This window comes from Streptosporangium sp. NPDC051022 (assembly GCF_040683035.1).
In the GTDB taxonomy this organism is placed as follows: domain Bacteria; phylum Actinomycetota; class Actinomycetes; order Streptosporangiales; family Streptosporangiaceae; genus Streptosporangium.
This window is the reverse complement of the sequence record NZ_JBFBCF010000033.1, coordinates 81,784-106,170: the sequence shown is the minus strand read 5'-3', so window position 1 is coordinate 106,170 and position 24,387 is coordinate 81,784. Positions and strand designations below refer to the sequence as shown.

The window sequence follows — 24,387 nt, the reverse complement described above, 5'->3', positions numbered from 1 at the left end:
AAACGCTCGGCTGGGATACCCCAGCCGAGCGCCTCGCTAAGCTCCTGGCCGAAGCCAGTTAACAAGCCGTGTTGCAACGACCCCTGGAATCTGCCCGGGAGTCGGTCGGGAGGCCTTTCGCCGGTTGGATCGGCCTGGAACTAGGACAGGCAGATCACGTAGACGGTGCCACTGAAGTTCTTGCCGGACACGGTCCAGCCGGTCGGGGCGCCGCTGGAGGCGTTGGGAGCGCTCGCGTAGACCTGGCCGGAGCCGCTGCCCTCGCCGCTGTAGCCGCCGCCGGTGGCCTTGCCGGAGGCGCAGGTCACGGTCTTGGAACCACCCTGGCCACCGAAGCCGAAGGAGGCGGTGTGGACGCTGACGGTACCGCCGCCACCACCGGAGCCGGGCTCACCCTTGGGGCCCTGCGGACCGGCGGGACCCTGCGGGCCCTGGGCACCGGTCTTGCCGTCCTGGCCGTCCTTACCGTCCTGGCCGGGGAGACCGCGCAGGCCCTGCTCGCCCTTGGGACCCTGCGGACCGGCGGGACCCTGCTTGCCGTCCTGGCCGTCCTTGCCGTCCTTACCGGGGAGGCCCTGCTTGCCGTCCTGGCCATCCTTGCCCGGCAGGCCGTTCTTGCCGTCCTGGCCATCCTTGCCCGGCAGGCCGTTCTTGCCGTCCTGACCGTCCTTGCCCGGCGCGCCCTGCTCGCCCTTGGGGCCCTGCGGACCCTGAGCACCGGGCTTGCCGTCCTGACCGTCCTTGCCCGGCAGGCCGTTCTTGCCGTCCTCGCCGTTCTTGCCCGGCGCGCCGTCCTTGCCGTCCTGGCCGGGAAGGCCGCGCGGGCCCTGCTCGCCCTGCTCGCCGTTCTTGCCCGGCGCGCCGTCCTTGCCGTCCTTGCCCGGCGCGCCCTGCTCACCCTTGGGGCCCTGCGGGCCGGCGGGGCCCTGCTTGCCCGGGAAGCCACGCTCACCCTGCGAGCCCTGCTGGCCGGGGTCGCCCTTGGGACCCTGCGGGCCCTGCGGCCCCTGCGGACCGGCGGTGACCACCGACTGGCTGCCACCGCTGCCGTTACCCCAGGTCACGCGGATCTCGGTCGGCTTGCACACGGTGGTCGGGTTGACGATACGCGCGTAACGGGTCTTCTTGTTCACGCAAGCGTGAACCTCAGAACCGGCCGTCGCGGCGGCGGCGCTGCCGCCGACCGTGAGCATGGTTCCGGCCAGCACTCCGACGGCCACGACACTGAGCGTGCGGGCGCCCGGCAACTTGAAAGCCACTGGGCTTCCTTTCTGCTACACCAGGCACTGCCGATCCTGGTGTGATGGGAGGGATCTCAGGTATTACACGCCTCAACCGTTCCAATAGTTGTCACCCAAAACATCACATTTCGGCCTCGGAACGCCGCATGCGAACCATCTGACCGTGGGGAGCGCGTGCGGGATAATCAGGTCCCGTTCGGGGGAACCCCGCCCGCCGGGCGGGGACGGACGCGTCGAGGAGCCCCGCGGGGTTCCCAGGACACGGAGGCCACCGTGCCGTGGAACGACCCGAGGACCGCACGGCCCGGGGAACACGAAGAACTCCGGAGCAGCCCCGGGACCACGTCTCCCGCCGTCGGTGACGGCCTCGCGGGGCGGCGGCCGTACCTGCCTCCGGCCACCCACCCGATCCGCGCGGTGGTCTGGGTAATCCACCTGGCGCTGCCGGTGGCCGGGCTCTGGCTGTTGCTGGCCCGGCCCGAACTGGACGCCCGGTGGCAGGACAACGTCGGCCACTTCTGGTTGATCCTCGCCGTGGCCGGGGTCAACGTGGTCCTCGGTACCATGATCGGCCAGGCGTCGGCCAGGCGGGCGGACGCCCGGCTGCTGCTGGTCTCCCTGGTCTTCCTGAGCACCGCGGGGTTCTTCCTGATCCACGCCCTGACCACGCCGAAGGTCATCCTCCAGGGGCCGAGCTACGGGTTCGAGCTGTCCCAGCCCGTCGGCCTGCTCGTCGCCTCGGCACCGGCGTTCGCCTCCGCGCTGCCGCTGGGCGAGCGGGCGGCGCGTGCCGTGCTGGGGGCTCAGGCCTGGCTGCGCGGCGGTCTCGTCCTGCTGCTCCTGGGCTGGACGGCCGCCTCACTGCTGCCGGATCTCACCCCGCTGAGCGGCCGCTCCCCCGACCACGGCGCCGGGCTCGGCGGTCTGGAGCCGCTCGGGGTCGCGCTGTACGCGGCGGCGGCGGCGATGCTGTTCCGGCTGCACCGCAGGCGCCCGGCGGCCATGCTGGTCAGCCTGGTCACCGCGTACGCGCTGCTGGCCGAGGCGGCGGCCGCCGGCATGTCCCACCTCAACTGGCACCTGTCGTGGTGGCTGTGGCACGTGCTGCTGACGCTGGCCTTCCTGTTCGTCGCCTACAGCGCCCACCTGCAGTTCCGCCGCGAGGGCTCCGGCGCGGGCCTGTTCGACGCGGTGGCGCTCGCGGCGACCGTCCAGCGGATCAGGGACGAGTACGAGGACGCGCTGGAGGAGCTCGTCGGCCACCTGCGGCGCAGGGTCGAGAGCAGGGTGCCGGTCGCGACCAGGCTGGCGGGCAGGTTCGGGCTCAGCGAGGGGCAGGCCGCGGTGCTCGACCGGGCCGGTGAGGCGCTGGCCGACGAGCGGGAGGTGTCCGAACGGCTCGCCGCGCTGGTGGAGATGGGCAACCGGGCCCGCGTCGGGCTGCCGGAGGAGGAGCTGCTCACCCGGGGCCTGGATCCCGTACGGCGGGCCTACGGGGACGTGCGCGTCGCCCTGGTCTCCGACGGGCGGATCACCCTTCGCTCCGGCGAGTACGGCGAGCGGGACCTCTCCGGCGAGGGCCCGCTGCGGCTCGGCGGCACGGTCGTCCACCCGCTGACCGTGAAGGGGCGGCTCGCGGGCGCGATCGAGGTGCCGGTGGGCATGACCCGGCAGGACGAGGCGCTCGCCGCCACGCTGGCGAGCCAGCTGTCCATCTCCCTGGAGAACGCCCGGCTCTACCGGGAGCTGTCGACCCTGTTCCGGCAGTACATGTCCCCGGACGTGGCCAACGCCCTGCTGGCCGACCCCGGGACGGCCGCGCTGGGAGGCGAGCTGGTCGAGCTGACCGCGCTGTTCGCCGACCTGAAGGGGTTCACGAGCTTCTCCGAGCGGGCGACGCCGGGGGAGATCGTCGAGATGCTCAACCGCTACCACTCGGCGGCCGTGCCCCTCGTGCTGGACAACGGCGGCACGATCGTGCAGTTCGTCGGCGACGCGCTGCTGGCGCTGTTCAACGCCCCGGCCCGGCAGGCCGACCACGCCGCGGCGGCGGCCAGGGCGGCTCTGGCCATGCAGGAGGCGGCCGAGCGGATCGCGGGCGGGACGCCGGGCTACCCCCGGTTCAGGATCGGGATCAACACCGGTCCCGCGCTGGTCGGCAACATCGGCAGCCCGGAGCTGCGCGGGTTCAACGCGATGGGCGACTGCGTGAACGTGGCGGCCCGCCTGGAGGGCGTCGCCGAACCGGGTACCGTCGTGATCGGTCAGAGCACCCTCGACCGGATCGGCCCCGGCGCCAGGGTCCGCCCGCTGGGCGGCCTGTCGCTCAAGGGCAAGCAGCAGCCCGTCCACGCCTACGTGCTGACCGGCCTGTCATAGGGCCGCCCGTGTCCCGCCCGGCGGGTCCCGTGACGGCACGGCCGGACGGGTCCCGTACCGGCATTCGCAACCGACAGCGCCGTACTGCCAGGAGGTGCCCATGAGCCCCACCCCCGAACCGGGCGAGTTCGTCACCCTGCTCACGGACGAGGAGACCGCCGCGCTGCACGCGGCGGGCAGGCCCAGGAGGTGGGATCGGGGCGACACGGTGTGCTCCGAGGGTGACGTCGCCGACTGGGTGCTGCTGCTGACGTCGGGGCGCGTCAAGGTCTCCTCGCACACCCCGAACGGGACCGAGGTGGTGCTGGCGGTGCGCGGGCCCGGGGCGCTGCTCGGCGAGTTCGCCGCCCTCGACGGCCTGCCGCGCTCGGCCACGGTCACCGCGCTCGAACCGGTCGAGGGCGTGGCGATCCGCGACTTCCCCGGCTACCTGCGGGAGCACGGCCGGGTCGCCGTGCTGCTGATACGGATGCTGATCGGCAAGATGCGCGACGCCGACCGCAAGCGGATCGAGTACGGCGCGTTCGACACCACGGGCCGGGTCGCGACCAGGCTGATCGAACTGGCCGAGCGGTACGGCGAGCCCGTCGACGACGGGGTCATGGTGGCGCTGCCGCTCTCCCAGGACGAGCTGGCCGGGTGGACCGGGGCCTCCCGCGAGGCGGTCAGCAAGTCCCTGCGCTCGCTCCGGGACCGCGGTCTGATCGAGACGGGGCGCCGCCGCGTGACCATCCACGACATGGAGGGGCTGCGCAGGCGCGCCCGTTAGCGGGGGCCGCCAACGTTCACCGGGTCACCCGCCGACCATCGGCGCCGATCAGGGCCGCGTGTTCGCTCGCCGTACCGGCGCCTCGGAAGGTTCTCGGCCCGGTGGAGGGCATGTGGGAGCGCCGCACTGAGCCCTGCCCGGAGCCGAACCTCGCGAGGCATGCGTGCGCCGCGCCGAACCTTGCCCGGAGCCGAACCTCGCGAGGTATGTGGGCGCCGTGCCGAGCCCTGTCCGGAAACGCGGTGTCCCACGGAGTGGGCCTGCTCCTCCGCTGAAAAGGCGAGTAGGTCAAACTGGCGCATATGGTCGCCATTTCCCAGGATGTGCCAGGCTCCCCCGAATACCAATCAAAACTCCGCTACGCCTGGCGTGTCTGCTCGGTGGCCTGCCTCGGCATGCTGCTCATCGGCATCTCCGGAAGCACCCTCAACGTGGCGCTTCCCGAGGTGGTCAGGCACTTCCACGCCGACGCGTTCGCCTCGGGATGGATCCTGCTGGCGTTCCTGCTCGTCAACACCGCGACCCTGGTGTTCTTCGGCCGGGTGGCCGACCTGCTCGGGCGCAGGGAGGTCTACCTGACGGGATTCACCCTGTTCGCGGTCGCGTCGCTGCTGGCCGGCCTGTCGCCGAACGTCTGGTTCCTGGTCGCGATGCGGGTGGTGCAGGCCATCGGATCGGCGATGATCCTGGCCAACGGAACCGTGATCATCACCGGTGCCTTCCCGCCCGACCGGCTCAGCCAGGGCATGGGCGTCTACATCGGCACCCTGTCCGTCGCCCAGCTCACCGGCCCCACGGTGGGCGGCCTCGTCGCCCAGGCCGCGGGCTGGCAGTGGATCTTCTGGGTGAACGTGCCCCCGGCGCTGATCGCCGTCGTCTGGGGGGCGTTCACGCTGCGCAGGCTTCCTCGCGGCCCGCGCAAGCCGGTGGACGCGCTCGGCAACCTGCTCGTGTTCGCCGTGATGTCGGCCGCGATCATCGCGCTGTCCGAGGCGGGGTCCCGGGGCCTGTCCAGCCCCGTCGTGATCGTGGGCGCCGTGATCGTCGCGATCCTGACCCCGTTCCTGTTCCTGGTCGAGCGCAGGGCCCCGAATCCGGTGCTCGACATGCGGCTGTTCGGCCAGCGCATGCTGGCCTTCGCCAACACCGCCTCCTTCTGCAACGCGCTGGCCCGCGCGGCGCTGATCCTGCTGGTCGCCCTCTACTTCCAGGCCGCCAGGGGCGTCGACGCCGTCACCGCGGCCCTGAGCGTGCTCCCGCTCCCCATCGGCCTGGGAGTGGCCTCGCCGATCGCGGGCGCGCTGGGCCGCCGGATCTCCCCCTACGTGCTGTCGGTCGGAGGGTCGCTGCTGAGCACGACGGGGATGGGCGTGCTGATGCTGACCACCGACCCGGCGACGCCGTACTGGATCGTGGGGACCGGGCTGCTGCTGTGCGGCAGCGGCAGCGGCATCTTCCTGACCGGGAACACCACCCAGGTCATGGCCGCGCTCCCCAGAGGAAGCCTCGGCGTGGTGAACGGCTTCCGGCTGATGGTGACGAACGTCGGGGTCGTGCTGAGCATCGCCGTCACGCTGAGCGTGCTCACCGGTTCGGTCGGCGCCGAACTGCGCGGCCAGATCTACGCGGGCACGCTGTCCAGCGTGTCGCCGGTGGCCGTCGAACAGCTCATGAACGGCTTCCAGAAGACCTACGCCGTGCTGTTCGCCGTCGCACTCATGGGCGCCCTGTCCGCCGTCCTGGCCCGTTCCACGAGACCGCGTCCCGTCAAGGCCGAACTACACGACGGCGAGCGAGCCGCCTCGTTGTGAGCGGCGCCACACCGCGGAAGGCACCTCTCCGTGAGGCCCTCGTGAAGCCTTCGTGAGGCCCTCGTGAAGCCCTCGTGAGGCCCTCGTGAGACCTCCGCCCCGCCGTCGGAGGCCCCTCACCGCGAGGAGTCCCCGGCGCCGTCTCTCGGCAGGTCGCCCCCGGTACGGCGCGCCGCCAGCGCCTCGATTCCGCTCATCAGGAGGTCGACCCCGAAGGTGTCGTAGACCTCGGTGGCGCAGCCCTCGACGAGCGGGACGGCCATCTCCACGATGTGCGGGTAGGCGTCCTGCGGCAGCGACTGGAAGGTTATCCGCTTGACGCGGGCGGACTCGGCCGCTTCCCGCTCCGTCATACCCGGCCTGCGATTCGCCGGTCCCGCGGCGAGGGCGGTCGTGCCCCGCAGAAGGTACTTGGAGATCAGGCAGCTCTCCTCGTGGGTGAACCCGGCCCGCCGGGTCAGGCCGAGGGCGGTGTCCCACACCCGCAGGAAGCTCGGCACCTCCATCTGGTCCACCTCCTCCAGCACGGACGCGGCGCACGGGTGGCGCCGCAGCACGCGGACCAGGCCCGCGACGAGCTCGCGGAGCTGGTCGTTCCACGGCCTGGCGTGGTTCTCCACGACCACGAAGCCGTGGACCAGGTGGTCGGCCATGCCGACGGTCAGCTGTTCCTTGTTCTTGAAGTGCCAGTAGAGCGCCATCGGCGTGACACCCAGGTCCTGGGCGAGCCGCCTGATGGTCACCGCCTGGAGTCCCTCGGCGTCACCGATCCGCAGCGCCTGCTCGACGACCGCCTCCCGGGTCAGTTTTCCCATCACGGTTGACAACTATACGCCGTACAAGTTCAACTATGCCGTGTACATGTACGCCGTACAGGTACGACGTATAGGGGTGGAAATGACTGCTGACCGCAGGTGGTGGGCGCTGGGAGCGATCTCGCTCGGGACGTTCATGACCTATCTCGACAACAACGTGGTGAACGTCGCGCTGCCGACGATCCAGCGGGATCTCGGGCTGAGCATCGCGGGACTGGAATGGATCGTCAGCGGCTACATCCTGGTCTTCGCCGGACTGATGCTGGTCGGCGGGCGCCTGGCGGACCTCTTCGGGCGGCGGCGGATCTTCATGATCGGGCTCGGCGTGTTCACGGTGGCCTCGCTCGCCGCCGGACTGGCCGGCGACGGCACGGTCCTGATCGCAGCCAGGGCGGTGCAGGGCGTCGGCGCCGCTCTCCTGACGCCGACCGCGCTCGCCCTCATCAGATCGGTCTTCCCCGACGAGAGGGAGCGCGGGACCGCGATCGGCCTGTGGAGCTCGGTCGGCGCGCTCGCGCTGGCCCTCGGGCCGCTGACCGGCGGGTTCATCAGCGAGAACTGGCGGTGGGGCTGGATCTACCTGATCAACGTGCCCGTCGGCCTGGTGACGCTCGGACTCGGCCTCTGGGCGATCAGGACGGCCCCGCGGGACCGGGTACGGCGCGGCCTCGACGTCCCCGGCCTGGTCACGTCGAGCCTGACGCTGTTCGCGCTGACCTACGCGCTCATCGAGGGCGAGCGGGCCGGATGGACCTCACCGGAGATCCTGGGCTCGCTGGGACTGGCCGTCGCCGCGGCGCTGGCGTTCACGGTGATCGAGGGCAGGAGCCGGGAGCCCATGATCGACCTGTCGCTGTTCAGGTCGCGGGTGGTCAGCGGGGGCATGCTCTCCATGGGGCTGTGGGCGTTCGGCGTGTTCGGGATCTACTTCTTCACCGCGCTCTACCTGCAGAACGTGCTGGGCTTCTCACCGCTTGAGGCCGGGGAGTCGTTCGTGCCGATGGCGCTGTTGATGGCCGTGACCGCCGCCCTCGCCCCCCGGATCAGCCGCCTCCTCGGAACCGCGCGGACCGTGGCGGCCGGGCTCCTGCTGATGGCCGGGGCGATCTTCGGGATCTCGTTCGTCGGGCAGGCGGGCACGTTCGGGGATCTGCTGCCGTGGTTCCTGGTCTACGGGCTGGGCGGCGGGCTGCTCGTGCCGATCACCACGACCGTCCTGGGCATGCTTCCCGCCGAGCGCGCCGGAATCGCCGCGGGGGTGCTGAACGTCTCGCGGGAGATCTTCGGCCTGCTCGGGATCACGGTCCTCGGGGCGATCCTCAACGGCAGGCAGACGACGATCCTGGCGGGTGGCGCCAGACCGCTGACGGCCTTCCTGGAGGCCTACCAGTCGACCCTCGTGGTCGCGGCGGTCATCGTGCTGGCCGGGGTGCCGATCAGCCTGTTCTCCCTGCGTCCGCCCCGTCCCGCACGCGGGACGGGAACCGCCGCGGCGGAGCGGGCCGCCGTACCGGTGGCGGTGGAGTGAGGAAAAGGGCGGTACCGCCCGTGCCCGTTCCCCGGACCCCGCCCAGGAGACGGCTCACGCCTTCTTCGGGGAAGGGGCACGGGCGGTACCGAGATCATGGGGTCAGGAGCCGACCTTCCCGCCCCGGCTGTGCCAGGTGACCACGACGGCCGGGCGGGGCTGGCTGGTGCCGCCGTCGGGCCAGTGGCTGGTGGGCGCCTCGGGGGTGGCCCCGTTCGTCTCGCCCGGGTGCTGGATCGCGGTGAACACGCTGCGCTGGTCCGGGCTGACGAAGGGACCGCAGGTCTCCGCGCCGACCGGGACGCTCAGGAACTGCCGGAGGTGGCCGCGCTCGGGCCCGCGCACCGGCATGGCGAACAGGCCGTCGTTGGCGCCGAGCTGGTTGCCGTCGGTGGCGATCCAGAGGTTGCCCTCGGCGTCGAAGGCGACGTTGTCCGGGCAGGAGATCGGCGAGACCCTGGTCTTGTCGAACCCGCCGAAGTAGGTCGAGGGGTCGTTGGGGTCGCCGCAGACCAGCGGCAGGGACCAGGCGAAGGTCGTGGCCCCGGCGTCGTCGCGCAGCTCGGTGATCTCCAGGATGTGGCCGTGCTTGTTCGACGGGCGCGGGTTGGCCTCGTCCACCTGAGCCGGGGTCCGGTTGGTGTTGTTGGTCAGCGCCACGTAGACGCCGCCGGTGACCGGGTTGCGCTCGACGTCCTCGGGGCGGTCCATCTTGGTCGCGCCGACCTTGTCGGCCGCCACCCGGGTGTGGACGAGGACCTCCTGGGCGGTCATGCCGGGCACGTGCGAGACGTCGCCGGTGACCAGCGGGATCCACTGCCCCGAGCCGTCGAAGCGGCCGTCGGAGGGCAGCCTGCCGCTGCCGTCGATCTCCGCCGCCGGGCTGTCTCCGGTGAACTTGGCGACGTACAGCGTGCCCTCGTCCAGCAGCGTCCGGTTGTGGCGGTCGAAGCCGGGGATGTAGCGCTTCTTGGAGACGAACTTGTAGACGTACTCGAAGCGGGAGTCGTCGCCCATGTAGGCCACGACCCGGCCGTCCCTGGCCAGGGTGGTCGTCGCGCCCTCGTGGGCCAGCCGGCCCAGGGCGGTGCGCTTGATCGGCGTCGAGTCGGGGTCGAACGGGTCGATCTCCACGATCCAGCCGAACCTGTTGATCTCGTTGGGGTGCCTGGCCAGGTCGAAGCGCTCCTCGACCCGGTCGAACCTGCGGCTGCCGCTCGGGACGCCGGTCGTGGCGCTCACGCCGTACCGGGTGAGGAAGGGCTTCTGCGCCTCGGGCACGCCGTTGCCGTTGACGAAGTACTGGTTGAAGTTCTCCTCACCGCTCAGCACCGTGCCCCACGGGGTGGTGCCGCCCGCGCAGTTGTTGAGCGTGCCGACCGGGGTGGTGCCCGCCGGGTCGGCGGCGGTCTTCAGCAGGTCGCCTCCCGCGGCCGGGCCGCTGAAGCGCATCGGGGTCTGCGCGGTGACGCGGCGGTTGTAGCGGCGGCGCCCGCGCGTGACCAGCTTCCACTGACCGGTCCCGCCGACCCGCTCGATCTCGACCACCGAGCCGCCGTGCGCGGCCAGCGCGATCCTGATCTGCTCCTCGGTCGCGGAGTTGCCGTCGGTGTAGCCGCGGAACATCAGGTTCTCGTCGGTGTACTCGTGGTTGACCCAGAGCAGGCCGCGCTGGGCGCCCAGCGGGAAGAACGTGACGAAGTCGTTGTTGTAGCCGAACTGCCTGGCCTGCGCGGCCGCGGTCTGGTTCTCGAAGTCGAAGGCGGGCGCGTCGGGCAGCACCGGGTCGCCCCAGCGCACCACGGGCGCCGTCTCGTAGCCCGCGGGGACCGTCACCTTGTCGTCGGTGTTCGGCGGGACGGGGGTGAAGTTCAGCCCCCCTCGGCCGCCGGGACCACCGTGGCCGCCCCCGAAGGCCTCCCCGTCCGCCGCCGCGTCCGTACCGGGATCGGCCAGGGCCGGGGCCGCCGCGGCGATCCCGGCGCCGATCGCGAGGGCGCCCAGGGTGCCCGCGCGCAGTACGCCGCGGCGGGACATCGCCTCGGCGACCACGTCACCGAAGTAGACGTTCTCGCTGGTGTTCGCCACCTCGTGCGCGCACTGGTCGCCACAGCGGAACCGGCAGGTGAGCGCGCTGCGACCGCCCTTATGAGGGGTCGTGAGCAGCGGGAGCAGTCTGTTCGGGGACAGGTTCGCCACGGAATCCTCCAAGGTGTGCGGTCGTTTCGGCCCGGACGCTACGTGTGCGGATGGAACATGAGGTGAACGATGTTTGCCGGTTCGGTGAAGCGTTTGTCGCGATCACCACCGCGGCCGGGCGCACACCGTGAGGAACCGGTGCGCCGGGCGGGCATGATGGGGAGCGTGCCGTCTCACAAGCCCGACCCCGCCAAGGTCCGTACCGCGCTGGACGCCCAGCTGTCCGCACTCGACGAACCTCCCTACGACGGGCCCGAAGGGCTCGCGGAACTGCTGGGGGCGGGCGTCACAGTGGTGCTGCGGGCCTACGAACGGGGGGCGCGCCCCGAGCGGGAGATCACCCGCTTCGCCGTACGGCACCTGCTCGACCGGCTGGCCGAGGCGGCTCCGGGCCGGACCGTCGAGGTGCGGGTGCCGCCGTACGCCGCGGTGCAGTGCGTCGAGGGGCCCCGTCACACCCGGGGCACCCCGCCGAACGTGGTGGAGACCGACGCCCTCACCTGGCTGGAGCTCGCCACCGGCCGTCTGACGTGGGACGAGGCGACGGCGGCCGGGAAGATCGCCGCGAGCGGGAGCCGGGCCGACCTGTCCGACCACCTGCCGGTCCGGAGGGATCTCACCCCGCGGGCCTAGCGCGACCCCGCCTGCGCGGGAGCCCCTCTCACGGCCTTACGGCGTGTTCTGGATCTGGATCCCGAACTGCTCCTCGATGCAGCGCCGCTGGAGCTCGGGCGGCAGGTTGACGCAGTTCCCCGCCTTGCTGGAGATCCAGCTCACCAGCACCACGGCGATGATCAGGGTCAGCGCGCTCAGGACGATGCCGACCCAGGCGCGCCCCCGGTTGGAGCCCTTGACGACCGCGACGATGCCGATGATCAGGCCGACGATGGCCGTCAGCACGCCCACCCCGCATATCACCAGCAGGAATATGCTCACGATGCCCAGCACCAGCGCCGCCGTACCGAGCCCTCCGCCCTGCGGCGGCGGCCTCCACTGCTGCCCCGGGGGTGCCGGGTACGGCGTGCCCCCCGGATAGCCGGGACCGCCCGGGTAGCCGGGTCCGCCGGGCGAGAGCGGCCCCTGGTACGGCTGGCCCTGGTACGGCTGCCCCTGCTGCGGCCGGTACGGCCCCGCCGCCTCCGGTGAGGACGGGTAGGCCTGCCCCGGCGGCTCCTGCCAGGACGGCGTGGCGGCACCCGCGGGCGGAGGGCCGGAAGGCGGCGGCTGGGGACGGTCGCCCGGCTGCCCGGAAGGGCCGACGGACGGTCCGCCGCCGTGCTCGCCCCCGTAGGGACTCGCGCCGGGGATCTCCTCGGGCCGGGTCGGCGGGTCGTAGCGCGACGGTCCGGCCGCGCCCGACGGGACGTCCGGCTGTCCGGGCCAGGCACTTTCCCGCGGCGTCTCCGAGGCGCTCTCCCAGCCGGGGTAGGCGGGCGGAGTCTCGCCCGGTACCGGATGGGAGGGCTGCGGCGCGGTCGGGGGGCCGGCGGCCGGGGTGACCGGTGACTCGAAGACCACCGTGCTCTCCGTGTCCGCCTGGTCGGGCGGCGGAACCTCCGGGGCGGTCGGCACGTCCGGGTGGTGCGGCACCCGCGGCTCGTCGGGGACGGAGATCGGCTGCCCCGGCGGCCTCTCCCCGGGAAGGGGCTCCCGCGGTTCCGGAGACCACGGGACGGGCTCCTCGGGCTCCTCGGGTCCCCGGGGCTCCTCGGGTCTCTGAGGCTCCTCGGCTCTCCGGGGCTCCTCAGGGCTTCGGGCCTTCTCCGGGCTTTGGGGCTCCTCGGGCCTTTGAGGCTCCTGGGGCGTGCCGGGGGCCGTCGTCCCCCCGGGAGGCGCGGAAGGACCCTCGCGGCCCGCCTCCTCCGAGGAGGCGGCAGGGGGGCGTTCCCGGCCTGCTCCCTCCCCTTCGGGCCGCCGGTCCCGCTCGTCCCGCCGCGGGTCAGGCTGGTTCGGGTCCTCAGGTGTTGTCACGTCCACCCTCCCGACGTGTAGGTATGCCGGATACCTCACACTCCCCCGGGCGTTTCCCCTGAAACAGGCCGACACGGCAAAACGCTGACGATTGTTCGGTAACAGTGCTCCTATCAAGCGGACACGGCCCCCGGGTCAGAGCAGCGGAGAGCCCGACCTAGACTGAGGTATGTGCTGAAGGGCGACGGCCATCTGAGCCATGACCTTGACCCCCGTGACCAACCTCCGAAGGACGCGTGCGGCGTCTTCGGCGTATGGGCACCCGGGGAGGAAGTCTCCAAACTCACTTACTACGGGCTGTACGCGCTGCAACACCGCGGCCAGGAGTCCGCGGGCATCGCGGTCAGCGAGGGCAGCCGCATCCTCATCTACAAGGACATGGGCCTGGTGGCCCAGGTCTTCGACGAGTCGATCCTCGGGACCCTCCGCGGCCACCTCGCGATCGGCCACTGCCGTTACTCGACCACCGGGTCGAGCGTCTGGGAGAACGCCCAGCCGACGCTGAGCTCGACCGAGGACGGCGGCCTCGCGCTCGCCCACAACGGAAACCTGATCAACACCCCGGAGCTGGCACGGCGGCTCGCCCCCGGCTCGACCAGGGCGACCACCGACACCGAGGTGCTGACGTCGCTGCTGGCCCAGGACCGCAGCCAGCCCATCGAGGACGCCGCCGCCGACCTCCTGCCCCAGGTCAAGGGCGCCTACTCGCTCGTCTTCATGAACGAGCGGACGCTGTACGCCGCCCGCGACCCGCAGGGCGTCCGCCCGCTGGTGCTGGGCCGTCTTGAGCGCGGCTGGGTGGTGGCCTCCGAGACCGCCGCGCTGGACATCGTCGGCGCCACCTTCGTCCGCGAGATCGAGCCGGGCGAGCTGATCACCATCGACGAGCGCGGCGTGCGCTCCCGCAAGTTCGCGGTGGCCGATCCCAAGGGCTGCCTGTTCGAGTACGTCTACCTGGCCCGTCCCGACACCACGATCGCCGGGCGCGGCGTGCAGACCACGCGCGTCGAGGTCGGCCGCGTGCTGGCCCGCGAGCACCCCGTCGAGGCCGACCTGGTCATCCCGACGCCGGAGTCGGGCACCCCGGCCGCCGTCGGCTACGCCGAGGAGAGTGGCATCCCGTACGGCCAGGGCCTGGTCAAGAACTCCTACGTCGGCCGGACCTTCATCCAGCCGTCCCAGACGATCCGCCAGCTCGGCATCCGGCTCAAGCTCAACCCGCTGAAGGAGGTCGTCGCGGGCAAGCGCCTGGTCGTGGTGGACGACTCCATCGTGCGCGGCAACACCCAGCGGGCGATCGTCAAGATGCTGCGCGAGGCGGGGGCCAGGGAGGTCCACGTCCGGATCTCCTCGCCGCCGGTCAGCTGGCCCTGCTTCTACGGCATCGACTTCGCCACCCGGGCCGAGCTGATCGCCGGGTCGCTCAGCGTGGAGGAGATCCGCGCCTCCCTCGGCGCCGACTCCCTCGGCTACATCTCGCTGGAGGGCCTGACCCAGGCCACCACGATCCCCGCCGAACGGCTCTGCCGGGCCTGCTTCGACGGCGTCTACCCCATCCCCATCGACCAGGACAACGTGGGTAAGTACGTCCTGGAGGCCAAACTGTGAGCCTGCCGACCACCTCGGCCATCCGGCCGGTGAAGGAGATCGCATGACCAGCTACGCCGCGGCCGGTGTGGACATCGACGCCGGTGAGCGCGCCGTCGAGCTGATGAAGTCGAAGATCGCGCGGTCCAGGCGGCCCGAGGTCGTCGACGACGCCAGCGGGTTCGCGGGCCTGTTCGACGCCTCGGCCCTGCTGAGCTACCGGCGACCGCTGCTGACCACCTCGACCGACGGCGTCGGCACCAAGATCATGCTGGCGCAGGCGCTCGGCAAGCACGACACGATCGGCATCGACCTGGTCGGCATGGTCGTCGACGACCTGGTCGTCTGCGGCGCCGAGCCGCTCTTCATGACCGACTACATCGCCTGCGGGAAGGTCGTCCCCGAGCGGATCGCCGAGATCGTCGGCGGCGTCGCGGAGGGCTGCCGCCTGGCCGGCTGCGCCCTCGTCGGCGGTGAGACGGCCGAGCACCCCGGGGCCATGGGCGCCGACGAGTACGACCTGGCGGGCGCCGCCACGGGCGTGGTGGAAGCCGACCGGATGCTCGGCCGGGACCGGGTCCGCGAGGGAGACGTGGTGCTGGCCCTGGCCTCGTCGGGCGTGCACTCCAACGGCTACTCACTGGTCCGGCACATCATCAAGCTCGCCGGGCTCTCCCTGGAGGACCGGCCCGCCGAGCTGGGCCGTACGCTCGGCGAGGAGCTGCTGGAGCCGACCAGGATCTACTCCCTGGACTGCCTGGAGCTGGCCCGCGCGACGGAGGTCCACGCCTACGCGCACATCACCGGCGGCGGCCTGGAGGGCAACCTGTCGCGCTCCCTCCCGCCGACGCTGGACGCGCTGCTCGACCGCTCCTCCTGGACTCCGCCGGCGATCTTCGAGGTGCTCGCCGGTCACGGGCAGGTCGCCCAGGCCGACATGGACCGCACCTTCAACCTGGGGGTGGGCATGGCGGCCGTCGTCCCGGCCGACTCCGTCGCCCCGGCCCTGGCCCTGCTCGAAGAGCGCGGCCTGCCGGCCTGGGTGCTCGGCGAGGTCGTCCCGGGCACGGGCAAGGCCCGCTACCGCTGACCCCGCCACCATCGGCCCCGCACCACCGGCCCCCGCACCACCGGCCTCGTCACCACCGAGGCTCCCGGCCGGACGCCTCCGGTACGTCGGAGGCGTCCGCGCCCGCCGTCGCTCACCGGGCAGGGCTCGGCTCACCGGCGCCGGCCAGGACCGTGTTCCCCCTCGCCGTACCGGCGCCACGCGAGTGTCTCGTCCGGAGAAGGGGAGCTCCGCCACGACGGCGTTTCACGACGGGGACCGGCTCCACCGCGGCGACGCCTCATGACATGGAGCGGGGACTCCACCGCGGTGACGTTTCGCGGCGAGGATGAAGCTCCGTCCGGGGAGTTTCGTGGTGGGGGACGGATCGGCCGGAGCGGATCCGGAAAGCTCAGAGGTGTCCGGGCATGACGAAACGGCGCCCCGAGTCAGCGGGGCGCCGACGAGAACAGCAACACGGAGAAAACACCCGGCGGCTTTTCAACCGCCGGGTGTTTCCTTCGTGTTCGATGTGAAGTCCGCCTAACGCCGGCCGGACGTCCCGTCGTCGCGGTCGTCTCCGGTGCCGAAGTCATCGGCGTAATCGGCGTACCGATCAGCCAGTTCATCGTAGGAGTCGTTGGCGTCGTCATTGTGGTTGGAGTCGTCTCTGACTCCGAGCTCGTCGCGAAGACGCTCAAGATCAGTGCCACCGCTGTTGTACTTCAGCTGGCGAGCAACCTTGACCTGCTTGGCCTTTGCTCGGCCGCGCCCCATTGGCTCGACCCCCTCGTGTGGGGTCGTGCCCGACCCCTCGTCGCTAACGCACCACGCACTGACGCCACCTGACTTGAGGCGTCAGCTCTCGTTCGACTACAACCGTACCTGTTTTACGCCCGGCTCGGTACGCCGTATGGGCGTGAGGGGCTAGCGGCCTAGCCAAATGCCCCTAATCCGCCCGACTTCCGACATTCTGCGCTCGGCTAGCCTATCGGCTGCGACCGCCGGGGGAACGCCTTCCTCCGCCGCCGCCACGAAGATCTTAAGAGTCGTGTCATAGATCTTGGTGGCCTTTGCCTTCGCCCGGTCCATGTCGAACCCGTGGATCTCGTCGGCCACCTGGATGACGCCGCCGGAGTTGACCACGTAGTCGGGCGCGTAGAGGATCCCGCGGTCGGCGAGCTCCTTCTCCACCCCCGGGTGCGCCAGCTGGTTGTTGGCCCCGCCACAGACGATCCCGGCGCGCAGCCGGGCGACCGTCTCGTCGTCCAGCGCCCCGCCGAGCGCGCACGGCGCGTAGACGTCGATGTCCAGGCTCGTCAGCGCGAGCTGGTCGGCGACCACCTCGACCTGGGGGTGCCGCCGGCGGACCCGCTCGACCGCCTGCTCGTCGACGTCGCAGATCACGACCTCGGCGCCGTCCTCGACGAGGTGGTCGACCAGGCGGTGGCCCACCTTGCCGACGCCCTCGACGCCGACGCGCCTGCCGCGCAGCGTCGACGTGCCGTGGACGTGCTCGGCGGCGGCCCGCATGCCCTGGAACACGCCGTAGGCGGTCAGGATCGAGGAGTCGCCCGCCCCGCCGTTGGCCAGCGTGCGGCCGGTCACGTAGGAGCTCTCGCGGGCCACGATGTCCATGTCCTCGCTGTAGGTGCCGACGTCACAGGCGGTGAAGTAACGCCCCCCGAGGGACTGCACGAACCGGCCGTACGCGCGCAGCAGGGCCTCGCTCTTGTCGGTCGCCGGGTCTCCGATGATGACGGCCTTGCCCCCGCCGAGATCGAGTCCCGCGAGGGCGTTCTTGTAGGCCATGGCCCGCGAGAGGTTGAGCACGTCGGCCAGCGCCGCCTGCTCGCTCCCGTAGGGGTAGAACCTGGTGCCGCCCAGGCTGGGGCCGAGGGCGGTGTTGTAGACGGCGATGATCGCGTGAAGGCCGCTGCGCTCGTCCGAGCAGAAGACGACCTGCTCGTGCTTGGTCTGGCCGCTTACCGGGCTTGTGTCCTTGTGGGACAGCCCGAAGACGTCGGTCACGGTGTTGGCTCCCGGTCGTCCGGTCCGCCGCTCCATTGCGGCGGAGATCACCCTCAGCGTAACCAGAACTCCAGACAGAGCCATGGGGGAAAGGGCTGGTTCTCACCAGCCGAGACACGAGAGGTGGCGCCGTTCTCCGCACGAGGTCGATACCGGACAACAACAGGTCCTTCGTGACACGATTCGATGGTGCTGCCCTATGCCGCGTACCTCCGTGTCTACGAACCACTGATCGCGTTCACCCCACCTGAACGCTCCTCGTGGGCCGCCTACGCCGAGGCCGCGGACCGGCCCCGGCGCGCGAGCGCGCTCCACACCGAACACGGCGAGGCCGTACGCCGCCTTCTCGGTGTGCCACCGGTGCCGGTCCCTGTCCAGGAGAGCCCCAACGCCTATCTGAGGCGCGTGGAGGAAGTCCTCTATGTCTGCCCATGGCAGAGCAGGCTGCGGTCCTGGCTGGCTTTCTCGCGCTTTCGCGGGGCGACTCCCGCCAGGCTGATGGAACGGTTCGTACCGTTCTCCGTCGCCCAGCAGACGGCCGACGATTTCGACAGGTTCAAGCGCCGCGGCGGCTCCGCCGCGCTCCGCACCCACATCCGTACCTCGACCTGGCACGTTCCCACCTCGTGGTTCGTCCCCTTCGACGGCAACGAGCGCTGGCTGGTCCTCGACGGGGCGCCGAGCCCGGAGGGCACGACCACCACCCGCAACCTGATCTACGTGACGTCCATGGCCCACGCCAGGCGGCGCAGCGCCCGCGCCCTGCAGATCATCCGCAGGCAGATCGGCGAGGTCTCGGTGACCGCCGAGGTCGAGGAGGTGGCGCGCTGGCTGGAGGAGTTCCACCCGCACTCGCTCGTCGAGCTCGACTACGGCGGCATCGTCCACCTCATGAAGGACGACACGCTCCAGGCCGACCAATCGGTGGCGGAGATCGCGGCGGCGCTGACGGGTCTGGAGAACGGCGAGGAAGAGTTGGCCTTCGCCATGTATCAGCGGGTGATCCTCCGCTGGAGATCAATACAACTTCTCGAATCAGCAAACTGAGTCGCAAATCATCCCTCTGACCTGCATAAGTAGGTTGGTCGATGACCGGCGACACGTCTACGAACTGAGTAGTTTGCCGTTTTCACTGCGATACCACGAAACGTGTCGCTAGAATCACCGAGCGTGACAACAACAGGTGCACAAGAGAGATGAGCCACTCAAAGGCTCGCCAATCGCTCTACGTGGCTGTATGGTCACATCGGGTGATGCCGCATATGGCTCGAACAGCCGCACGCAAGGGGCCATAGGGGGACATCCGTGACAAGCGTCAAGTCGCAGGATCGCTGTCGCCGGTCCACATGGAGGAGAGGCCGCACAAATGTCAGCTCGTACACCCGAGGCAGAGCCGCTGCTCACCCCGGCGGAGGTCGCAACCATGTTCCGGGTCGATCCCAAGACCGTCACCCGGTGGGCGAAGGCGGGCAAACTCACGTCCATCCGCACGCTGGGGGGGCACCGCCGCTACCGGGAGACCGAGGTTCGCGCACTGCTCGCGGGCATTCCGCAGCAGCGCTCCGAGTAAGACGGGGGCCGTCACGGACCTAGGGGGGATCCAAGTGCGCGCTCACCCGTGAGCGCGCAGGTCACACGGGTTGTGTGGGGAACGGCGCCGCCCGCCCGGCGCCGCCCCACATCGTCCGTACGGCTTCCGCCGCCCCGCCCGCCCGGCCACTCCGGAGAGATCGTCCACGCCGGAGAAATCGTTCGCTCCGAATAAATTCGGACATGACGGGGCCGGAAAACGGCCGGACCGAAATCAAGGCGGTCCGGACGGGACCGGGTGACTACGGTGCGTGATCGCGGACCAGGTCCTCCAGCAGCTGCCCGACCCGCGCGTCGTGATTCGCGGCCGCCCGGAGCAGCGCCACCATGTGCTCCATCAGCATGCGCTCAAGCACCCGCCGTTCGATGTCCCGGTGCTCCAGCCAGTCAAGACCGGCCGCCTCGACCGAGGCGATCCACGAGCGCAGCGTGACACGCAGGACGGGTCCCGGCTCGTCCACTCCCATCTGCCTCATGAGGAGGCGGAACAGACGGTGGCGGACGCCGTCGACGATCTCCCCGATCTCACCGCCGCGACCGGCCGGCCCCCCTTTGAACAGGGCCGCGAAGCCGTTCCCGCGCTCCTCGACGAAGTCGAAGTAACACCGCAGCCCCGCCGCCGCCTCATCCAGTGGCCGAGCGCCTCCCCCGGGCCGGAGCCGCGCCTCGAGCTGGGCGGCGGCGCTCTTCAGCGCGGCGACGTAGAGCTCCTGCCTGCCGCCGAAATAGTGATGGACCAGGGCCCTCGACACGCCCGCCGCCGAGGCCACGTCGTCGATGGAGACATCCTCGGCGTCGCGTCCGCCGAACAGCTCCAGGGCGACCGCCACGAGCTCCTCGCGGCGCCGGTCGACGCCCAGCCTGCGCCGCGCCGGTCGCGCCCCCCGCTCCGCGGGTCTTCCCCCTCCGCCGCTCCCGGACGCCGAACCCACAACGCGGACCCTATCGAAGCCGGTCGCCGACGGCCCTGAGGTCAAGATCACAGTTCCCTTCGAGGAAAGCCGTACCCGATTCGGTCCTCGATCGTTTTGAGTGACAGGTGCCCATCCACCACACCCCGGGGGAGAGCCATGTCAGGACCACCGGTCAACACCACCGTCACCCGAGCCCGCGAGTTCACCGACCCCGTCCTCCCGGACGTGGCCGGGCCACGCCCGCGACCCACGATCCGCAACGTGGCCGAACGCGCCGGTGTCTCCAAATCACTGGTCTCGCTCGTGCTGCGCGGATCGCCGCACGTCAGCGAGCACCGCAGGCAGGCCGTACTGCAGGCGGCCAGAGAACTGGGCTACCGGCCGAACGCGGTCGCGCGCAGCCTGGTCGAGGGTCGCACCCACCTGGTCGGGGCGCTCGTCGCCGACCTGCACAACCCGTTCTACGCCGAGTTCCTGGACGGCCTGCAGGAGAGCCTGCACGGCGACGGGCTCCGGCTGCTCATCGGCAACAGCCAGTGGGACCCCGCGTTCGAGGACGAGGCCGTCGAGGCCTTCCTCGAACTCCGGGTCGACGGCCTCGTCCTGCTCGGCATCGCGCCGACCAGCGAGACCCTCATCGAGGCCACCGGCTACACGCCCACGGTCGTCGTCGGCGAGCGCGACATCGAGCTGGGCGGCGTGGACATCGTCGTGGACGACGACCAGCTCGGGGCGCGGCTGGCCATCGACCACCTCGTCGAGCTCGGCCACCGCAGGATCGCCCACATCGAGGGCGCCCGCTCCTCCTCCGGCCGCTTCCGGTGCGAGGGTTACCTGGTCGCCATGCGCAGGCACGCGCTGGCGCCGTACATCATGGTCGAGCAGGGCGAGTGCACCGAGGAAGGCGGCGCCGAGGCGGCGCGCAAGCTGCTGACCCGTGACCCCCGGCCGACCGCGATCTTCGCCGCGAACGACACCGTGGCGATAGGAGTGCTCGCCGCGGCGGCCGAGCTGGGCCTGCGAGTGCCCGAGGACCTGTCCGTCATCGGTTACGACAACGTCCATCTCGCAGGAACCCAGCCGATCTCGCTGACCACCGTGGACCAGCCCCGCAGGGCCATGGGCCGTTCGGCGGCGGCGCTGCTGAGCGACCGGATCGGCGACCCCGGCAAGTCCTCCCGCCTGCGTGAGATCACGCCGCGGCTGGTCGTACGGCGCAGCACGGGCCCCGCGCAGCCGTAAGGAGCCTGCCTGGAGCGTTACACCACGCCCAGGCAGGCTCTAAGACCTCCCCAAAATCGGGTCAACCCTCGACGTGGCGACGGCGCCCGGGTGTTGACTCCGGTGACGACGAGGGGGGTAACAATGCGTGATCCAGAACTGGTTTCGTGCGCCCAGCGCGCGGCCGCCGAGCTTGAGCGGGCGTGGGCGCACTGGCGGGCCGCCCGCGGGCGGAACGGGGAGGCCGGCGCCGAATCCGTGGCGAGCTACGTGGCCCATTCGATCGACCACCCCTGGGGACGTCCGCGCGTGGTCCTCGGCCTGGACGCCGAGGACGCCAGGGAGCTCGCCGCTCTCCTGCAGAAGCAGGAGATAGGGGAACACGTCTGGTGATAACGGCTTGGTCACGACGTCATGCCGCGTAAGTTGGGTGGTTGACGGTTCCTTCGAGGAGGATGAGCGTGACCAGAAAAGCACTCGTGGCCGCTGTCGCACTGTGCGGCCTGAGCGTCGCCGCCTGCGGCGGCACCGCGGACGGCGCCGACGCGGGCCCGGCGCGGATCGGCGGGTCCGCCTCCCAGAACGCGGCCCCGGCGGCCCAGACGACTCAGACGACTCAGACGGCCGGAAGCACCGGGGACGTCCAGGCCACCCCGGCCGCCTCGCCGACCACCTCGCCGGCCACCTCGCCGGCCACGGTGGCCGGAAGCACCCCGGGCACGTCCTTGCAGGGCAAGGTCATCGTCATCGACCCCGGCCACAACGGGCAGAACTACCGGCACCCGTCGGAGATCAACAAGCAGGTCAACATCCTGACCGAGAAGAAGGCCTGCGACACGACGGGCACCGCGACCAACAGCGGTTACAGCGAGGCGGCCTTCACCTGGGACGTCTCCCAGCGCCTCGCCAAGATCCTCAAGAGCAGGGGCGCGACGGTGAAGCTCACCCGGCCGAACAACGACGGCGTCGGCCCGTGCATCACCGAGCGTGCGGCGATCGGCAACAAGGCCAAGGCCAACGCGGCGATCTCGATCCACGCCGACGGGGCCCCTCCGGCAGGCCACGGCTTCCACATCATCATGCCGAAGAAGATCAACGGCCCGGTCGACCCGGTGGTCGACGCGTCCAGGAAGCTCGGCATCGACGTACGGGACGCCTTCAAGTCCGGCACCGGCGTGCCGTACTCCACCTACATCGGCGCCAAGGCACTCGACTTCCGCAACGACCTCGGAGGGCTGAACCTCTCCACGGTCCCGAAGATCTTCATCGAGTGCGGCAACATGCGCAACGCCGGTGACGCGGCCAACTTCCAGAGCCCGGCGTTCCGCCAGAAGGCCGCCGTCGCCCTTGCCAACGGGCTGCAGAACTATCTCAAGTAATGCGTGGTCTAGTCCAATTTGGCATGATCTGATGCATGAATGAGCTCCTGCCGCGTCCTGTCACTTTCGAAACGTCGCCCGACTCCTTCACGCTCTCCCCTCGCGCCTCCGTCTCCGGTCCCGCCGAACTGGTGGACGCGGTAAGGGTCGCACTCGCCGTACTCGACCTGCGGCCCGCCGGGCCGGAGGCGGAACCGGGCGCGATCGCGCTCACGCACGACCCGTCGCTCGGCCGGGAGGCCTACACGCTGGAGGTGACCGCCCGGGGAGTACGGATCGCGGCGGGAGACCGGGCCGGAGCGTTCTACGCGGGCCAGACTCTGCGGCAACTGCTCCCCGACGCCGCCTTCCGCACGGTCGCCGGGGACGGCTGGAGCGTTCCCTATAGCAGGATCCAGGACGCCCCGCGCTTCCCGTGGCGCGGGGTCCATCTGGACGTCGCCCGGCACTTCCTGCCCAAGCGCGAGGTGCTCCGGATGATCGACCTGATGGCGGTGCACAAGCTGAACCGGCTCCACCTGCACCTGGTCGACGACCAGGGGTGGCGGGTCGAGAGCCGGGTCGCCCCCCGGCTGCACGAGATCGGCTCGCACCGGCCGCGCACGATCGTCAGCCGTGACGGGCAGGAGCCCGTCTACGACGAGGTACCGCACGGCGGTCACTACACGCTGGACGACCTCGCGGAGATCGCCGGCTACGCCCGCGCCAGGGCCGTGACGATCGTGCCCGAGATCGACGTCCCGGGGCACGCCTCGGCGATCCTCGCCGCCTACCCCTCCCTCGACGCGCGGGCCACGGACGGCCGGCGGCCCGAACCGTTCACCGTGCTGGACCGCTGGGGCATCTCGTCGGCGATCCTCTCCCCGCTGCCCTCGACGATCGACTTCCTGACCGCCGTCATCGACGAGATCCTCGCGGCGCTGGGCGAGACCCCGTACGTCCACATCGGCGGCGACGAGTGCGTGCTCGACGACTGGGCCGCCTCGCCGGAGATCGCCGCCTTCCAGGCGGAACTGGGCCTGGAGAGCCCCAGTGACCTGCACGCCTGGTTCCTGCGGAGGCTGGCCGACGTGCTGGCCGAGCGCGGCAGCAGGGCGGTCGTGTGGGACGAGGCGTTCGTCAGCGGCATGCTGCGGCCCGACACGATCGTGATGCCGTGGCGCGGCCCCGGAGTCGCCGCCCGGGCCGCCGAGGCCGGGCACGACATCGTGCAGACCCCCGTCTTCCCCCTGTACTTCGACTACGCCGAGGCCGCCTCAGAGGACGAGCCCCTGGCCATCGGCGAGACCACCACGGTGGCCGACGTGGCCGCCTACGAGCCCGCGCCGCGGTCGTGGCCGGCCGAGTGGCGCGCCCGGGTTCTCGGGGCGCAGTTCCAGCTGTGGAGCGAACGCCTGCCGGACGCCAGGGCGGTGGACTACCGGGCGTGGCCCAGGGGCTGCGCACTGGCCGAGATCACCTGGTCCGGCACGATCGACGTCGTCGAGGCAGGTTCCAGCGGTTCCGATGGTTCCAACGGTTCCGATGGTTCCGGTGCGGACGGCCCCGATCTGCCCGGCTCGGGCCGGTCCGATTCCGGATCGGGCCTGTCCGGGGCGGCCGGTGCCGACTTCGAGGCGCGGCTCGCGCGGCACCTCGGCAGGCTGGACGCGCTGGGGGTCGAGTACCGCCCGCCGGCGGGACCGCGCCCCTGGCAGCTCGGCGGGAACGGCCACCGCCGCCACCGCCCCGGAGTCGTCAAGGTGGACGAGGTCATGAAGCACCTGGAGGAGATGACCCACGTCGCGGACTCGACCAGGCCCAGTATGTGACGACCCGCCCTCTCACGGGACCCGCCCTCTCACGGCACGTCGACGCCGCCCCGATCACCCCGGGGCGGCGTGGCGGCGGGACGGGGCGCGCCC

Annotated in this window: 20 protein-coding genes; 13 read left to right on the top strand and 7 right to left on the bottom strand. The window is 71.1% G+C overall.

The window, feature by feature from the left end; all coding sequences use genetic code 11:
- Positions 1–140: 140 nt before the first annotated feature.
- Entirely contained in the window at positions 141–1,259 is a 1,119-nt protein-coding gene (locus AB0N02_RS38025; RefSeq protein WP_363957125.1) for a hypothetical protein, read from the bottom strand.
- A 255-nt stretch (positions 1,260–1,514) separates the two neighbouring features.
- Between AB0N02_RS38025 and AB0N02_RS38020 the strand changes: the two genes are divergently transcribed.
- The 3 genes from AB0N02_RS38020 (at position 1,515) to AB0N02_RS38010 (ending at position 6,200) form a co-directional block, all read left to right on the top strand.
- Positions 1,515–3,620, top strand: a complete 2,106-nt coding sequence (locus AB0N02_RS38020; protein WP_363957122.1) for an adenylate/guanylate cyclase domain-containing protein — start codon at positions 1,515–1,517, stop codon at positions 3,618–3,620.
- 100 nt (positions 3,621–3,720) lie between these two features.
- Positions 3,721–4,389, top strand: coding sequence for a Crp/Fnr family transcriptional regulator (locus AB0N02_RS38015; RefSeq protein ID WP_363957119.1), 669 nt, complete (start codon positions 3,721–3,723; stop codon positions 4,387–4,389).
- Positions 4,390–4,691: 302 nt separating this feature from the next.
- A complete protein-coding gene (locus tag AB0N02_RS38010; RefSeq protein WP_363957116.1) occupies positions 4,692–6,200 on the top strand; it encodes an MFS transporter in 1,509 nt (502 codons plus the stop codon).
- 116 nt (positions 6,201–6,316) lie between these two features.
- On the opposite strand, the gene AB0N02_RS38005 is transcribed toward AB0N02_RS38010, so the two are convergent.
- Complete coding sequence (locus AB0N02_RS38005) at positions 6,317–7,015, bottom strand: TetR family transcriptional regulator (protein WP_363957136.1); 699 nt, start codon at positions 7,013–7,015, stop codon at positions 6,317–6,319.
- Between the two features lie 82 nt (positions 7,016–7,097).
- On the opposite strand from AB0N02_RS38005, the gene AB0N02_RS38000 reads away from it, so the two are divergent.
- Positions 7,098–8,543 carry an MFS transporter gene (locus AB0N02_RS38000; protein ID WP_363957114.1) on the top strand — a complete coding sequence of 482 codons (1,446 nt, stop codon included), beginning with the start codon at positions 7,098–7,100 and terminating at the stop codon, positions 8,541–8,543.
- Positions 8,544–8,645: 102 nt separating this feature from the next.
- Here AB0N02_RS38000 and AB0N02_RS37995 read toward each other — a convergent pair whose 3' ends face one another.
- The gene (locus tag AB0N02_RS37995) at positions 8,646–10,742 is read right to left on the bottom strand and encodes a PhoX family phosphatase (protein WP_363957111.1); all 2,097 of its coding nucleotides are present in this window, start codon (positions 10,740–10,742) and stop codon (positions 8,646–8,648) included.
- Between the two features lie 156 nt (positions 10,743–10,898).
- Here AB0N02_RS37995 and AB0N02_RS37990 point away from each other — a divergent pair, with 156 nt between their 5' ends.
- On the top strand, positions 10,899–11,375 hold the full coding sequence (locus AB0N02_RS37990) for a sterol carrier family protein (RefSeq protein WP_363957133.1): 477 nt from the start codon (positions 10,899–10,901) through the stop codon (positions 11,373–11,375).
- 36 nt (positions 11,376–11,411) lie between these two features.
- Here the strand turns inward: AB0N02_RS37990 and AB0N02_RS37985 are convergent, their stop codons facing one another.
- Positions 11,412–12,314, bottom strand: a complete 903-nt coding sequence (locus tag AB0N02_RS37985) for a hypothetical protein (protein ID WP_363957108.1) — start codon at positions 12,312–12,314, stop codon at positions 11,412–11,414.
- 570 nt (positions 12,315–12,884) lie between these two features.
- On the opposite strand from AB0N02_RS37985, the gene purF reads away from it, so the two are divergent.
- Positions 12,885–14,321, top strand: coding sequence for an amidophosphoribosyltransferase (gene purF, locus AB0N02_RS37980; RefSeq protein WP_363957105.1), 1,437 nt, complete (start codon positions 12,885–12,887; stop codon positions 14,319–14,321).
- A 43-nt stretch (positions 14,322–14,364) separates the two neighbouring features.
- Entirely contained in the window at positions 14,365–15,390 is a 1,026-nt protein-coding gene (purM, locus tag AB0N02_RS37975; protein WP_363957102.1) for a phosphoribosylformylglycinamidine cyclo-ligase, read from the top strand.
- 501 nt (positions 15,391–15,891) lie between these two features.
- On the opposite strand, the gene AB0N02_RS37970 is transcribed toward purM, so the two are convergent.
- Together AB0N02_RS37970 and AB0N02_RS37965 are read right to left on the bottom strand one after the other, a co-directional pair.
- The gene (locus AB0N02_RS37970) at positions 15,892–16,125 is read right to left on the bottom strand and encodes a DUF3073 domain-containing protein (protein ID WP_363957099.1); all 234 of its coding nucleotides are present in this window, start codon (positions 16,123–16,125) and stop codon (positions 15,892–15,894) included.
- A 150-nt stretch (positions 16,126–16,275) separates the two neighbouring features.
- Positions 16,276–17,379 carry a Glu/Leu/Phe/Val dehydrogenase dimerization domain-containing protein gene (locus tag AB0N02_RS37965; protein WP_363957096.1) on the bottom strand — a complete coding sequence of 368 codons (1,104 nt, stop codon included), beginning with the start codon at positions 17,377–17,379 and terminating at the stop codon, positions 16,276–16,278.
- A gap of 189 nt (positions 17,380–17,568) precedes the next feature.
- On the opposite strand from AB0N02_RS37965, the gene AB0N02_RS37960 reads away from it, so the two are divergent.
- Positions 17,569–18,426: a hypothetical protein gene (locus AB0N02_RS37960; RefSeq protein WP_363957130.1), complete on the top strand. Its 858-nt coding sequence runs from the start codon at positions 17,569–17,571 to the stop codon at positions 18,424–18,426.
- A gap of 319 nt (positions 18,427–18,745) precedes the next feature.
- Entirely contained in the window at positions 18,746–18,949 is a 204-nt protein-coding gene (gene bldC / locus AB0N02_RS37955; RefSeq protein ID WP_013133571.1) for a developmental transcriptional regulator BldC, read from the top strand.
- A gap of 262 nt (positions 18,950–19,211) precedes the next feature.
- Here bldC and AB0N02_RS37950 read toward each other — a convergent pair whose 3' ends face one another.
- Entirely contained in the window at positions 19,212–19,901 is a 690-nt protein-coding gene (locus AB0N02_RS37950; RefSeq protein WP_363957093.1) for a TetR/AcrR family transcriptional regulator, read from the bottom strand.
- A gap of 138 nt (positions 19,902–20,039) precedes the next feature.
- Between AB0N02_RS37950 and AB0N02_RS37945 the strand changes: the two genes are divergently transcribed.
- The 4 genes from AB0N02_RS37945 (at position 20,040) to AB0N02_RS37930 (ending at position 24,294) form a co-directional block, all read left to right on the top strand.
- Positions 20,040–21,125, top strand: a complete 1,086-nt coding sequence (locus AB0N02_RS37945) for a LacI family DNA-binding transcriptional regulator (protein ID WP_363957090.1) — start codon at positions 20,040–20,042, stop codon at positions 21,123–21,125.
- A 123-nt stretch (positions 21,126–21,248) separates the two neighbouring features.
- A complete protein-coding gene (locus tag AB0N02_RS37940; protein ID WP_363957087.1) occupies positions 21,249–21,497 on the top strand; it encodes a hypothetical protein in 249 nt (82 codons plus the stop codon).
- Between the two features lie 68 nt (positions 21,498–21,565).
- On the top strand, positions 21,566–22,483 hold the full coding sequence (locus tag AB0N02_RS37935; RefSeq protein ID WP_363957084.1) for an N-acetylmuramoyl-L-alanine amidase: 918 nt from the start codon (positions 21,566–21,568) through the stop codon (positions 22,481–22,483).
- Between the two features lie 35 nt (positions 22,484–22,518).
- Positions 22,519–24,294 carry a beta-N-acetylhexosaminidase gene (locus tag AB0N02_RS37930; protein ID WP_363957081.1) on the top strand — a complete coding sequence of 592 codons (1,776 nt, stop codon included), beginning with the start codon at positions 22,519–22,521 and terminating at the stop codon, positions 24,292–24,294.
- The last annotated feature ends 93 nt before the right edge of the window (positions 24,295–24,387 follow it).

Bases quoted from the DNA above. Each gene is read 5' to 3' on its own strand.
- AB0N02_RS38005 (WP_363957136.1), bottom strand. From the start codon at position 7,015: ATGGGAAAACTGACCCGGGAGGCGGTCGTCGAGCAGGCGCTGCGGATC.
- AB0N02_RS38015 (WP_363957119.1), top strand. From the start codon at position 3,721: ATGAGCCCCACCCCCGAACCGGGCGAGTTCGTCACCCTGCTCACGGAC.
- AB0N02_RS37970 (WP_363957099.1), bottom strand. From the start codon at position 16,125: ATGGGGCGCGGCCGAGCAAAGGCCAAGCAGGTCAAGGTTGCTCGCCAG.
- bldC (WP_013133571.1), top strand. From the start codon at position 18,746: ATGTCAGCTCGTACACCCGAGGCAGAGCCGCTGCTCACCCCGGCGGAG.
- AB0N02_RS37930 (WP_363957081.1), top strand. From the start codon at position 22,519: ATGAATGAGCTCCTGCCGCGTCCTGTCACTTTCGAAACGTCGCCCGAC.
- AB0N02_RS38010 (WP_363957116.1), top strand. From the start codon at position 4,692: ATGGTCGCCATTTCCCAGGATGTGCCAGGCTCCCCCGAATACCAATCA.
- AB0N02_RS37990 (WP_363957133.1), top strand. From the start codon at position 10,899: ATGGGGAGCGTGCCGTCTCACAAGCCCGACCCCGCCAAGGTCCGTACC.
- purM (WP_363957102.1), top strand. From the start codon at position 14,365: ATGACCAGCTACGCCGCGGCCGGTGTGGACATCGACGCCGGTGAGCGC.
- AB0N02_RS38000 (WP_363957114.1), top strand. From the start codon at position 7,098: ATGACTGCTGACCGCAGGTGGTGGGCGCTGGGAGCGATCTCGCTCGGG.
- AB0N02_RS37945 (WP_363957090.1), top strand. From the start codon at position 20,040: ATGTCAGGACCACCGGTCAACACCACCGTCACCCGAGCCCGCGAGTTC.
- AB0N02_RS37940 (WP_363957087.1), top strand. From the start codon at position 21,249: ATGCGTGATCCAGAACTGGTTTCGTGCGCCCAGCGCGCGGCCGCCGAG.